The following is a 12,596-nucleotide window of genomic DNA, read 5'->3' on the forward strand; positions in this document are numbered from 1 at the left end:
CGCAGCGCGCACCGGTCCGGCGTACGTCGGACCCACCGCAAGCCCACCCGCGTGCCAAGCCCCAAGGGCTCACGAGCCCACGCCCCCGATACCCCATCAGCCCACGAGCCCACAAGCCCACGAGCTCACGGCAGCCTGCGCAGGAGGACCGCATGGCCGTCAAAGCGCTGGCGCGCTGGTCAGCCACCCAGTTGGGCGAGGCCCTCCAGCGCGATCTTCTCGAAGACCGCCTGATCGGCGGCGAAGACCGAGTCCGGTATCGGGGCGTGCAGCACGATCTCGGTGAAGCCGAGTTCCGCATGGGCCCCCGCGAAGTCCACGAAGGCGTCCACCGAGTCCAGCGGCCGGTCCGGGGTGAAGCCGGTGAGCAGGATCTTGTCGAGCTTGCCCAGGTCGCGACCTGCCTGCTCGCACACCTCGCCGAGCCGTTCGACCTGGCGCCCGATGGCCGCGAGCGAATCGGCCGGGCCGGCGCCCTCGGCCAGCTTCGGATCGCCCGTGGTCACCCACGCCTGGCCGTACCCCGCGACCAGTCGCAGCCCGCGCGGGCCGGTGGCGGCAATGGCGAACGGGAGCCGGGGGCGCTGCACGCAGCCCGGTACGTTCCGCGCCTCGCGCGCCGCGTAGTACCGGTGCTCCGCCGTCACCGTCTCCTCCGACAGCAGGGCGTCGAGCAGCGGCACGAACTCCTCGAAGCGCTCCGTGCGTTCGCGCTGCGACCACGGCTGTTGGTCGCCGGCCAGCAGCGTCGTCGCGTCATACCCCACGCCACCTGCACCGATGCCCAGCGTTATGCGACCGTCCGAGACGTCGTCGAGCGTGATGAGCTCCTTGGCGAGCGTCACCGGGTGACGGAAGTTCGGCGACGTGACCAGGGTCCCGAGGCGTATCCGGGACGTCACCGCCGCTGCCGCGGTCAGCGTCGGGACGGCGCCGAACCACGGTCCGTCGCGGAACGTGCGCCACGAGAGGTGGTCGTACGTGTACGCGGCGTGGAAGCCGAGCTCCTCGGCGCGCTCCCACTCCGCGCGACCGCCGTCGGACCAGCGGCGGATCGGCAGAATCACGGTGCTCAGTCGCATGCATCGAGGGTAAGTGCCGGGTACGACAATCCGGTACGCCGCCTGCCTCCCGCCCGACCCCCGCCTCTCCGCACCCGTCCGCACCCGCCCCCTCCTACCCCGCAGCACCCCGTACGCCGCCCCCCCTCGGGCAGCCAGGTCACGGCCCCCTCTGCCTTGACGGGCAGCGGCAGTTCCGTGCCGTGCCGTATCCCAACGCGCCCTCCACCGAGGGGCGTTCTGTCAGCGTCTCCCCGGTGACCGGGACGACGGAGCCGGAGCCGGGCGGGCGGGGCGCCGGGGCCCTAGCCCCCCTCGCCGCCGAGCCCGAGCGCGCCCCCACCCGGAGCCGGGGGCCACCGGAGACGCCGGGGGCCACCGGAGCCACCGGGGGCCACCGGAGCCACCGGAGACACCGACCGTTCAGGCGCATGAAGCCCGTCCGTGCGCCCGTACGCACATCTGTGCGCGCCCATGCAGCAGGATGGAGGCCGTGACTCCAGCTACTGAGCAGCCCAAGCAGCCCGAACCCGGCACGTTCGCGGGTGCGGAGCCCACGCCCGTGGCGCCCGCCGTGCCCCGGCTCATCGCCACCGACCTCGACGGCACCCTGTTGCGCGACGACAAGTCCGTGTCCGAACGCACCGTCGCGGCGCTGGCCGCGGCCGAGGCCGCGGGCATCGACGTCTTCTTCGTCACCGGCCGCCCGGCCCGCTGGATGCACGTCGTCAGCGACCACCTGCACGGCCACGGCCTGGCCATCTGTGCCAACGGGGCGGCCGTCGTCGACCTCCACCAGGGCATACGGTTCGTCCTGGTACATCCCCTGCACGCCGAGGACGCGCTCTCCGTCGTACGGGCGCTGCGCGCCGCCGCGCCCGGCACCACGTTCGCCGTCGAGCGCACCGGCGGCATCCACCACGAGCCGGCCTACCCGCCCCTGTCGTTCGACACCCCCACGACCATCGGCCCGGCCGACAAGCTGCTGTCCGAGGACGCGGACCAGGCGGAACTGCCCATCCTCAAGCTGCTCGCCCACCATCCCGACCTCGCCCCGGACGACTTCCTCGCCCTGGCCCGCGCCTCCGCCGGGCAGCACGCGACGTTCACCCGCTCCAGCCCCACCGCCCTCCTGGAGATCAGCGCCCTCGGCGTCAGCAAGGCCAGCACGCTGGAGCGGTGCTGCGCCGAGCGGGGCATCACCCGCGACCAGGTGATGGCGTTCGGGGACATGCCCAACGACGTGGAGATGCTGAACTGGGCCGGCATGCCGTACGCGATGGCCAACGCCCACCCCGAGGTCCTCGCCGCGACGAGCCGGCACGCCCCGGGCAACAACGAGGACGGCGTGGCGCGCGTGATCGAGAGCGTGCTGGGGCGGTAGCCGCTCGGGGTCACGCCGGGACCCCGGCGTGGGGAACCCGGAGGAGTCCGACGGTCGGGCGCCCCAGGAGCCCGACTGCCTGGAGGTCCGAAGGAGTCCGACGGCCGGGAGGGCCCGGCCGTCGGCACGACAGGCACCAAGAGAACGGGCACCGGGCGGACCGGCATCGGGCGGACCGGCGTCGGGCGCACCAGCATCGGACGGACCCGCGCCAGGCGTTCCCACCGTCAGGCGTTCGTCAGGAGCGTGGAGCGGCCTCCTCCGCCCGGTCGTGCCCGGTCACGGGCGTACGCGTACCCCTGCGACCGGGGGCCGTCAGGAGCGCGACGACGCACGCGGCGCCGAGCAGGATGCCGAAGGCGACCATGAGCGCGGTGGTGTAGCCGTGCACGGTGGCCGCGGTCGGTGTGCGGTGCCCAGGCCGGGCCAGGTAGGACGCGGCGGCGCTGGCCGCCACCGTGTTGAGCAGCGCGGTGCCCAGCGCCGCCCCGAGTTGCTGGGCCGCGTTGTAGGCCGCCGAGGCGGCGCCGATGTCGCGCCAGGGCATGTCGGCGGTGGCCAGGCTGGCGGTCGGCGGCATGACGCAGCCGAGCCCGAGCCCGGTGAGGACCAGCGCCGGCGTCAGGTACAGCGGCAGGACGTGCGAGCTGTCGGCCGTCAACCAGGTCAGCAGGAGCATCCCGGCCGCCGCCGCGAGCAGGCCGGGCAGGATCAGCGCGGCGGGTGGCACGCGGCCGTGCAGCTTGCCGGCGATCAGCGTGGAGCCGAGCAGCGCGGCCACGGCGTTGATGATCAGCGTGAGGCCCGCCTCGACCGGTGAGTAGTCGAGAACCGTCTGCGTGTAGTAGCTCATGAACAGGTAGAAGCCGAACATCGCGACGAACAGCAGCGTGATCGCGGCGAACGCGGCGCCCCGGGCACGGTGGACGAGCACCCGGAGCGGCAGCAGCGGATGGCTGGCCCGCGACTCGACGACGCCGAAGGCGGCCACCAGCGCCACCCCGCCGACCAGCGGTACGAGCACCCTGGCCGAGCCCCACCCGTACGGCTCGGCCTCGTTGAAGCCGTAGACCAGGGCGGCGAACCCGGCCGCGCTGAGCAGGGCCCCCGCGACGTCGAGCCGCCCGCCGTCCCGGGTCGGGCGGTCGAGCGGCACCAGGGCCGTGCCGGCCACCGCGAGCAGTGCCAGCGGCACGTTGATGTACAGGCACCAGCGCCAGCTCACGTACTCCGTCAGCAGCCCGCCCGCGACCAGGCCGAGCGCTGACCCGGCGGCGCCGACCGCGGCGAAGACGCCGAAGGCGCGCCCGCGCTCGCGGGCCTCGGTGAAGGTGGTGGTCAGCAGTGCGAGCCCGGCCGGCGCGAGCAGCGCGGCGAACACCCCCTGCAAGGCTCGCGCCCCGAAGAGCGTCTCGGGGTTGACGGCGGCCCCGCCCAGCGCGGACGCGGCGGCGAAGCCCAGCAGCCCGATGCGGAACGTGCGGCGGTGTCCCAGCGCGCCGCTGACGCGCCCGCCGATCAGCAGCAGGCCGCCGAAGGCCAGCGCGTAGGCGGTGACGGCCCACTGCCGGCTGGCGTCGGACATGTCGAGCGCGCGCTGCGCCGACGGCAGCGCGATGTTCACGATCGTGCCGTCCAGGACGACGAGGAGCTGCGCCGTACTGACCGCCAGCAGCGTCCACCACCGCCGCCGCCCCGCGCCTGGTTCAGGCGTCGTACTTGCCACATCCGCATTGGCTAACACCGTTCGACCTCCACTAACAACGTTAGAGACGGCGAACAACGTACTACACTGGGCCGACCGGTGAACGGGTCCCGACCGCCCCGAACAGCCCCGGTCCGCGACCGCGGCGCGCTACGAATACGCAGGTCAGCAGCGGTACGGGCAAGGTGGGAAGGCGACGGAACGCCGCCGGTGGGCAAGGCAGCGGCACACAGCTACGGCGTCCCGCGGACCGCGGGACGCGACGAGGCCCGACTGCCCGGCGCGGACGGCCGGAGCGACGGGCGAGAGGGAGGAGCGGCATGGGCGCAGCGCGCGGGCAACGCGAGGGGGGCGAGGTGCGGAGCGTGTGGCTGCGACCGCGCCGTACCAGCCGCGGCGAGCCGCCGCTCACCCGCGCGCGCATCGTCGAAGCCGCCGTCGCCCTGCTCGACGAGGAGGGCATCGACCGGCTCACCATGCGCCGGCTCGCGGAACGGCTGGCCGTCATGGCCCCGTCCTTGTACTGGCACGTCGACACGAAGGACGACGTCATCGACCTCGCCGTGGATGCGATCTTCGGCGAGGTGGAGCCGGCCACGGACGCCTCCGCCGACTGGCGGACGCAGGTGACGACGGTGCTCACCGCGTGGCGGGCCGCGCTGCTCCGGCACCCCTGGGCCGCCGCGGTCCCCGCCAGGCGCCGACCGACCATCGGCCCGCACTTCCTGGCCTGGATGGAGATCCTGCAAGCCACGCTGGTACGGGCCGGCTTCACCGACAAGGACCTGTCGGCCGCGACGTGGGCGCTGTACAACCACGTGCTGGGCTCGGCGGCCTCCGAAACCGCGCTGCACATCACCGACGAGGAACGCCGGGTCGGCCAGGAACAGTTGCGGGCCAACGGCGACCGCTACCCGACCCTCGCCGAGCGCGGCTACCTGTACGACGACGACTGGGACGGCAGCTTCACCACCGGGCTCACCTTCCTCCTCGACGGCCTCGCAGCCCAGGTGAAACGAACCCCCTGAGCCCCGACACGCTGCCTAACGGCCCTGACATCCGGCGGGCTTGGCGCCCGGCGAGCCTTGGCGCCCGGCGGGCCTGATGTCCGCCGGACGCTGCCCGCGCCGCACCCCGTACGCGCACCCGCCCGGCGGCAGGCCCGACGGCGCCGCCGGCCGCAGAGGTACGGGGCCCCTGGCCCACCGGCACGTGGACGAGGGCCAGACCGCCCCCACGGCTGCCAAACCTTCCACGGCCGACCAACTTTTAAATCCGTTAAAGCAGCCGGGCCACCAGCCGGCCACGCCAAAAGCCCCCACGTCCCCGCGGACGCTCCCCCGCCCCCCACCAGCACGCGAACGAGGGCCGGCCCGCCCCCACGGCCCTCAAACCCCCCTCGGCCAACCAACTTTTAAATCCCTTAAAGCAGCCAGCCCATCAACCAACGCGCCCCGCCCGTCCCGGAGTGATCCGGCCCCGCGACACCCGCCACCGCCGAGGGTTCTCAGAGCGGCGCCTCCCACGTCACGGTCGTCCCACCGCGCCCACCACCGTGATCGTCCGACGCGGCGACGTCGGCACCGGCACCCGAGCCCCCGGCCGGGGCGAGGCCGGGGCCGTAACCGCTCGAACCGCCCAGCGCCTCCGCACGGCGGGCCAGGTTGCGCAGTCCGCTCCGCCGGCCGCCCGCCGCGATGCCCACGCCGTCGTCGGCGACCGTCAGACGCACGCCGTCCCGCCCGTCCGGCAGGCGCACCGTCGCGTCCACGACCACCTCGATGCGCGACGCGCGCGCGTGCCGGAACGCGTTGGACAGTGCCTCGCGCAGCGCCGCGATCAGGTTCTTGCCGGTCAGCTCGCCCACCCGGGCGTCCACCGCGCCCACGAAGGTGGCCGACGGCTGGAAGCCCAACGGCACCGCCGCCGTGCCGATCTCCCGCAGTACCCGCGTACGCAGCCCGGACGGCGCCTCGGCCGGCCCCTGCTCCAGGGCGAAGATGGCGGTGCGCACCTCCTGGATGGTGGCGTCCAGCTCGTCCACGGCCTTGCCGATCTTGTCCTGCACCAGCGGCAGCTCCGCCTTGCGCTGGGCGCCCTCCAGCATCATCCCGGTCGCGAACAGCCGCTGGATGACCAGGTCGTGCAGGTCACGGGCGATCCGGTCGCGGTCCTCGTACACCGCGAGCCGCTCCCGGTCGCGCTGGGCATCGGCGAGTACGAGCGCGAGCGCGGCCTGGGCGGCGAACTGGGTGGCGAGCCGGCGTTCGGTGGCCGTGAACGGGCGGGCGCCACGGCTGCGCGGCGTGCTGAGGATGCCGAGCACCCGGCTGCCACTGCGCAGGGGCAGCATCATGCTGGGCCCGAACCGCCGGGAAATGCCCGTCGTCATGCGGGGGTCGGTGGCCGAGTCCTCGACGAAGACCGGTTCGCCGCACATGAGCTGCGGCACGATCGGGGCGTGCGGCTCAACCACCGTGCCCAGCAGCCCTTCGGGTTCGTCCGCGTCCACCGCGACGATCTCCAGGCCCCCGGCGGCGGTCGGCAGCAGCACGATCCCCGCCGTCGAATCCGCCAGCCGCCGTGCCTTCTCAGCGACCACCACGAGCGCGTCCTCGGCGTCGTTCGCGGACAGCAGGGCGGTGGTCACGGCGACCGAGCCGTCGATCCACCGCTCCCGCTGCCGGGCCTGCTCGTCCCGTCTGGCGTTGGCGATGGCGAGCGCGGCCTCCACCGCGAGGACCCGTACGAGTTGGAGATCGGTCTCCGTGAACGGGCCGTCGCCCTGCTTCTCCGCCAGGTAGAGCGCGCCGAAGTCCTCGTCCTGCACCCGCAGCGGTACGCCGAGGAAGCTGCGCACCGGCGGCCGGCCCGCGGGGTACCCCGCGGCCTGCGGGTCGGTCGTCAGGTCGGCGAGCGGCACCGGGTCCGGCTGGACGGCGAGCGCGCTCGGCAGCCCGTGCTCGCGCGCCGCCCCGAGCGGTTCGCAGTCCTCCGCGCCCACGCCGTAGCTGACGAAGTCGGCGAACCTGCCGCTCGCCCCGTCCAGCACGCCGATCGCGGCGTACCGGGCGTCGACCAACTCGGTGGTGGTGCACACCAGTCGGTCGAGCGTGACGGCGAGGTCGAGCCCGGCACCCACCGACCGCATGGCCTCAAGGAGCCGCGGCACCCGGGCGGTCAGCTCCGCCGGCAGCCCCCGCAGGCTGCGGGTGGCGGCGGTGGCGGCCTCCAGCGAATCGTGCGGGGCCGGCGCGCGCCCGCTCCGACCGCCGGCCCGGTCGGCAGCCCGGTCGGCAGCCTGTCCGGCGGCGCGGTCGGCGGCCCGGCCAGCGGCCCGGCCCGGTTCGCCCGCCGGGCCGGCGGACGCGGCTGGTTCGCTGGGCTGGGGCGGTCCCGTGGTTGCCATGGAGGCGAGCGTAGTTAGCCCCTTTTGTGGGGGAAAGCATTAACTCCGGCCCGCCGCCCCGGCCACCTCCTTGGCCCCGCCGCCCAACTCCCCAGCCGGCTCCCCAGCCGACTGTCCCGGCGTCTGCCCTACCGGCTGGCCTGCCGACTGCTCTGCCGGCTGACCTGCCCGCTCCTCGCAGCGCTCTTGAGCGCGTTCCCCACCCGGACGTGACCCGTCGTCGGGGCCATGCCCCCGGCCCATGAGCCCGTCGGCCGCCCGCTCGCGCTCCAACATGCGGCGGAACGGGCCCGCGGCCCGGGCCAGTTCGGCGTACGCGCCGCGCTGCGCCACCCGGCCCGCCTCCAGCACGATCACCTCGTCCACGGCGTCGAGCCCCGCCAGCCGGTGCGTGATCAGCACGGTCGTACGGCCCTCGGTGGCCACGAGCAGGTCACGGGTCAGCGCGTCCGCCGTGGGCAGGTCCAGGTGTTCGGCCGGCTCGTCGAGTACGAGCACGGGGAAGTCCGCGAGCAGCGCCCTGGCCAGCGCCAACCGCTGACGCTGCCCTCCGGAGAGGCGCGCGCCGTGCTCGCCGACCAGCGTGTCGAGGCCGTCCGGCAGCCCGTCGGCCCACTCCAGCAGCCGGGCGCCGGCCAGCGCCGCCCGCAACTCGTCCTCGCTGGCCGCCGGGCGGGCCAGCCGCAGGTTCTCGCGCAGCGAGCTGTCGAAGAGGTGCGCGTCCTGCGCGCACAGCCCGACCAGTCGCCGCACCGCGTCTCCGGACAGCCCCGCCGCGTCCACCCCGGCCAGCGTGTACGCCCCCGCCTCCGCGTCCAGGAACCGCAGCAGCACCTGGGCCAGCGTCGTCTTGCCCGACCCGGACGGCCCCACGACGGCCACCCGCCGCCCGGCCACCAGTTCCATGTCGAACCCGTCGATCGCGGGCCGCCGCTGCCCGGCGTGGCGGGCCGTGAGATCCCGTACGACCAGCGGGAACGGCTGCTCGGGTTCGGCCGCGGGCAGCGCCGGCTCGCGGACCGGCGCCGGGGCGTCCAGCACCTCGTGCACCCGCTCGGCGGCCCGGCGTACCCGCTGCCGGTAGCGCACGGCGCCCGGCAGCCCGGCCACCGTCTCGAACGCGGCGAGCGGGGTGAGGACGACCACCGCGAGCCACAGCCCGTCGAGCCGCCCGTCCGCCACGGCCCGCACTCCCACCCACGACGTGGCGGCGACCGTGACGCCGCAGCTCAGCGCCGTCAGCCCGGCCCCCAGCGCGCTCGCGCCGGACGCCCGCCGCGCGATCGCGGTGAGCAGCCCGTCGGCGCGCCGCACGGCGGCCGTCCGCGCGGGCAACGCGCCGGCCACCGTCAACTCGGCCGTGCCGGTCAGCAGGTCCACCACGGTGACGGACAGGGCGCCCCGGGCGGGTGCGAGCTGCTGCTCGGTACGCCGGGCCCATGCGCTGGTCAGCAGCGGCACCCCGACACCGGCCACCAGCAGACCGGCCGCGAGCAGTGCGCCCGCCTCCGGCAACAGCCAGGCCGTGAAACCGACGGACGCGGCGCCCACGAGGACGGCCGAGCCGACCGGCAGCAGCCAGCGCAGGTAGTAGTCCTGGAGCGCGTCCACGTCCGCGACCAGCCGGGACAGCAGGTCGCCGCGCCGGCTCTCGCGCAGCCCGGCGGGTGCGAGCCGTTCCAGCCGCCGGTAGACCGTCACCCGCAGTTCGGCCAGGACGCGCAGCGCGGCATCGTGCGAGACCAGCCGCTCCGCGTAGCGGAAGACGGCCCGGCCGATGCCGAAGGTCCGGGTCGCGGTCACCGCCACCATCAGGTACAGCACGGGCGGCTGTTGCGAGGCCCGCGAGATCAGCCAGCCGGAGACGGCCATCAGTCCGACGGCACTGCCGAGCGCGAGGCTGCCGAGCAGCAGCGCGAGCAGGAACCGGCCCCGCCGCGCCCGGCCCACCGCGCGGACCAGGGCCAGGGCGCCCCGTCGACCGTGGCCCGCAGGGGCCGGGCCGGTCGCCGGCGTGGGCACGTCCGGTGCCGGCGCCTGGGCCTGTGCCGGCGGGCCGTCGGCGGTCGGCGGCGTTCGCTCGCCGGCGGCGGGCGTGCCACTGCCGGGCTCGGTAGCCGCCGCGGGCGCCGACTCGGCGGGGGACGTGGCGGCCCGGGCGGGGGTCGTGCTGGCTGCCGTGGCGTCCAGCGGCGCAGCCGCCCGCTCGTGGTCCGGTCCGGCGTCGGCCGTCGTGCCGACCCGCACCACCCGGTCCGCGACCGCCAGCAGGGCCGGCCGGTGGACGACCAGCAGCACCGTGCGCCCGCGGGCCAGCCGTCGGACCGCGTCCACGACCAGCGCTTCGGTCTCGCCGTCGAGGTTCGCGGTCGGCTCGTCGAGCAGCAGTACGGGCCGGTCGGCGAGGAACGCCCGGGCCAGCGCCAAGCGCTGCCGCTGACCGGCCGAGAGGCCGGCCCCGTCCTCGCCGATCACGGTCTGCGGCCCGTCCGGCAGCGCCCGTACGAACTCCAGCGCGCTCGCCGCACCGAGCGCCGCGCACACGGCCTCGTCGTCGGCATCGGGGCGGGCCAGTCGGACGTTCTCCGCGATGGTGCCGGCGAACAGATAGGGCCGCTGCGGCAGCCAGGCGATCTGGTTCCGCCAGGCCCGCCAGTCGTCCGCCGAGAACGCGGCGAGGTCCACGCCGTCGATCGTCACCTGGCCGCGCTCCACCCCGTCGCCCGCGCCGACGAACCCGAGCAGCACATGGAGCAGGGTGCTCTTGCCGGCGCCGCTCGGTCCGACGACGGCCAGGGTCTCGCCGGGCCGGACGGCGCAGGAGAACGCGTCGAGGGAGGGTTCGGTGCGCCCGGGGTGCCGGACCTGGAGCCGGTCCACCACCAGGGTGGCCGTCCGCGCGTCGATCGCTGGCGCGGCGGCGCCCGCCCCGACCGTCGGGGCGGCGGCCACTCCGGAAGCCGGCGTCTCCAGCACGGCGAACACCTCGTCCGCCGCGGCCAGCCCCTCCGCCGCGGCGTGGTACTCGGCCCCGACCTGCCGTAGCGGCAGATACGCCTCGGGCGCGAGGATCAACACCACCAGCCCGGCGTAGAGGTCCATGTCCCCGTGGACCAGCCGCATCCCGATGCCCACCGCCACCAGCGCCACCGACAGCGTCGCCAGCAGCTCCAGCGCGAAGGACGACAGGAAGGCGATGCGCAAGGTCTTCAGCGTCGCGCGGCGGTAGTCGGAGGTGATGGCCCGAATGGACTCGGCCTGCGCCCTGGCCCGGCCGAAGACCTTGAGCGTGGGTAGCCCGGCCACCACGTCGAGGAAGTGCCCGGAGAGCCGGGACAGCAGCCGCCACTGCCGGTCCATCCGGTGCTGGGTGGCCCAGCCGATGAGCATCATGAAGATCGGGATGAGCGGCAGCGTGATCACGATGATCAGCGCCGACACCCAGTCCTCGGTGACGATCCGGGCCAGCACCGCGACCGGCACCACCACCGCGAGGCCGAGTTGGGGCAGGTAGCGGGCGAAGTAGTCGTCCAGGGCGTCGATGCCGCGGGTTGCGAGCGCGGTCAACTCCCCCGTCCGCTGCGTACTCAGCCAGCCGGGCCCGAGCCCCGTCGCCCACTCAAGGAGTCGCATCCGCAGCTCGGACTTCACCTCGGCGCTGGCGCGGTGCGCGGCCAGTTCGGTCAGTGCGGAGACCGCGGCCCGGCCCACCGCGACACCGGCCAGCAACGCCAGCGGCCGGGCCAACCCGGCCACGTCCCTGCCGTCCTGGAACGCGCCCACCACGATTTCGGCGATGAGCATTGCCTGGGCGATGACGAGTCCGGCTCCGACCAACCCCAGGGCGACCGAGGCCAGCAGGAAGAATCGCGTCGCGCGGGCGTACCGCACCAACCGCGGGTCGATGGGTTTCACGTGAAACACCGACCTGGTTTCACGTGAAACACCCGACCGGCTCGTTTCACGTGAAACGTTGGGCCGTTCGGTTTCACGTGAAACATCGACTCACTCCCTCGCGTGGACATCAGTGCGCGTCGACGGGGATGTGCTGGGTGCCGATCCGCTGCCGGAACACCCAGTACGTCCATGCCTGGTAGGCCAGGACCACGGGGGTCATCACGCCCGCGACCCAGGTCATGATCTTCAGCGTGTACGGGCTGGAGGCCGCGTTCTCGGCGGTCAGGTTCCATGCCGGGTCCAGCGAGGAGGGCATGACGTTCGGGAAGAGCGCCACGAAGAGCATCGCCACCGCCGCCGCGATGGTCACCCCGGACAGGGCGAAGGACCAGCCTTCGCGCCCCCGGCCGTTCATCACCAGCGCCCCGACCATCGCGAGCACGGCGATGACCAGTACGACGAGGCTGCCGACGCTTCCCGAGTCGGCCTGCGTCCAGCCCAGGAACGCCACTGCCAGCGCCGCAGCGCCCAGTCCGAGCTGCCCCGCGAGCCGCCGGGCCCGGGCCCGGATGTCGCCCACCGTCTTGAGCGCGGCGAAGACGGCACCGTGGAAGGTGAAGAGCACCAGCGTCGTCAGACCGCCGAGCAGCGCGTACGGGTTGATCAGGTCCAGCAGGTTGCCCGCGTAGTTCTTGTCGGCGCCGATCGGCACCCCGCGGACCAGGTTGGCGAAGATCGCGCCCCAGAGGAACGCGGGCAGCAGCGAGCACCAGAAGATCGCCTGCTCCCAGTTGCGCTGCCACCGCTCCTCACTGCGCTTGTGCCGGTACTCGAAGGCCACGCCGCGCACGATGAGGCAGATCAGAACGGCGAGCAGCGGCAGGTAGAAGCCGCTGAACAAGGTGGCGTACCAGTCGGGGAAGGCCGCGAAGGTGGCGCCGCCCGCGGTCAGCAGCCAGACCTCGTTGCCGTCCCAGACCGGGCCGATGGTGTTGATCAGTACGCGGCGCTCGGTGCGGTCCCGGGCGAGCAGCTTGGTCAGCACGCCGATGCCGAAGTCGAACCCTTCGAGGAAGAAGTAGCCGATCCACAGGACGGCAATCAGCACGAACCAGACGTCGTGGAGGTGCATGGTCTGTC

At 74.1% G+C, this 12,596-nt stretch carries 7 protein-coding genes; 2 read left to right on the plus strand and 5 right to left on the minus strand.

Going from position 1 to position 12,596, the window contains the following annotated elements; all coding sequences use genetic code 11:
* Window positions 1-179: 179 nt before the first annotated feature.
* Window positions 180-1,082: an LLM class flavin-dependent oxidoreductase gene (locus tag ACMA1D_RS06315; protein ID WP_414722874.1), complete on the minus strand. Its 903-nt coding sequence runs from the start codon at window positions 1,080-1,082 to the stop codon at window positions 180-182.
* A gap of 463 nt (window positions 1,083-1,545) precedes the next feature.
* Here ACMA1D_RS06315 and ACMA1D_RS06320 point away from each other — a divergent pair, with 463 nt between their 5' ends.
* Window positions 1,546-2,445 carry a Cof-type HAD-IIB family hydrolase gene (locus ACMA1D_RS06320; RefSeq protein WP_414722875.1) on the plus strand — a complete coding sequence of 300 codons (900 nt, stop codon included), beginning with the start codon at window positions 1,546-1,548 and terminating at the stop codon, window positions 2,443-2,445.
* A gap of 238 nt (window positions 2,446-2,683) precedes the next feature.
* Here the strand turns inward: ACMA1D_RS06320 and ACMA1D_RS06325 are convergent, their stop codons facing one another.
* Complete coding sequence (locus tag ACMA1D_RS06325; RefSeq protein ID WP_414722876.1) at window positions 2,684-4,171, minus strand: MFS transporter; 1,488 nt, start codon at window positions 4,169-4,171, stop codon at window positions 2,684-2,686.
* A 299-nt stretch (window positions 4,172-4,470) separates the two neighbouring features.
* On the opposite strand from ACMA1D_RS06325, the gene ACMA1D_RS06330 reads away from it, so the two are divergent.
* A complete protein-coding gene (locus ACMA1D_RS06330; RefSeq protein ID WP_414722877.1) occupies window positions 4,471-5,178 on the plus strand; it encodes a TetR/AcrR family transcriptional regulator C-terminal domain-containing protein in 708 nt (235 codons plus the stop codon).
* Window positions 5,179-5,657: 479 nt separating this feature from the next.
* Here ACMA1D_RS06330 and ACMA1D_RS06335 read toward each other — a convergent pair whose 3' ends face one another.
* From ACMA1D_RS06335 to cydB, 3 genes are all read right to left on the minus strand, one after another.
* Complete coding sequence (locus ACMA1D_RS06335; RefSeq protein ID WP_414722878.1) at window positions 5,658-7,559, minus strand: GAF domain-containing sensor histidine kinase; 1,902 nt, start codon at window positions 7,557-7,559, stop codon at window positions 5,658-5,660.
* 39 nt (window positions 7,560-7,598) lie between these two features.
* A complete protein-coding gene (cydD, locus tag ACMA1D_RS06340) occupies window positions 7,599-11,474 on the minus strand; it encodes a thiol reductant ABC exporter subunit CydD (RefSeq protein ID WP_414722879.1) in 3,876 nt (1,291 codons plus the stop codon).
* 109 nt (window positions 11,475-11,583) lie between these two features.
* Window positions 11,584-12,588 (minus strand): cytochrome d ubiquinol oxidase subunit II, encoded by a 1,005-nt coding sequence (gene cydB, locus ACMA1D_RS06345; RefSeq protein WP_414722880.1) that lies wholly within the window; start codon window positions 12,586-12,588, stop codon window positions 11,584-11,586.
* Window positions 12,589-12,596: the final 8 nt, after the last annotated feature.

Source organism: Streptomyces sp. 796.1, from assembly GCF_047525675.1.
In the GTDB taxonomy this organism is placed as follows: domain Bacteria; phylum Actinomycetota; class Actinomycetes; order Streptomycetales; family Streptomycetaceae; genus Streptomyces.

What these genes read in the sequence shown, in the direction of transcription:
- ACMA1D_RS06315 (WP_414722874.1), bottom strand. Translation starts at nt 1,082, where the DNA reads ATGCGACTGAGCACCGTGATTCTGCCGATCCGCCGCTGGTCCGACGGC.
- ACMA1D_RS06320 (WP_414722875.1), top strand. Translation starts at nt 1,546, where the DNA reads ATGGAGGCCGTGACTCCAGCTACTGAGCAGCCCAAGCAGCCCGAACCC.
- ACMA1D_RS06330 (WP_414722877.1), top strand. Translation starts at nt 4,471, where the DNA reads ATGGGCGCAGCGCGCGGGCAACGCGAGGGGGGCGAGGTGCGGAGCGTG.
- ACMA1D_RS06335 (WP_414722878.1), bottom strand. Translation starts at nt 7,559, where the DNA reads ATGGCAACCACGGGACCGCCCCAGCCCAGCGAACCAGCCGCGTCCGCC.
- cydB (WP_414722880.1), bottom strand. Translation starts at nt 12,588, where the DNA reads ATGCACCTCCACGACGTCTGGTTCGTGCTGATTGCCGTCCTGTGGATC.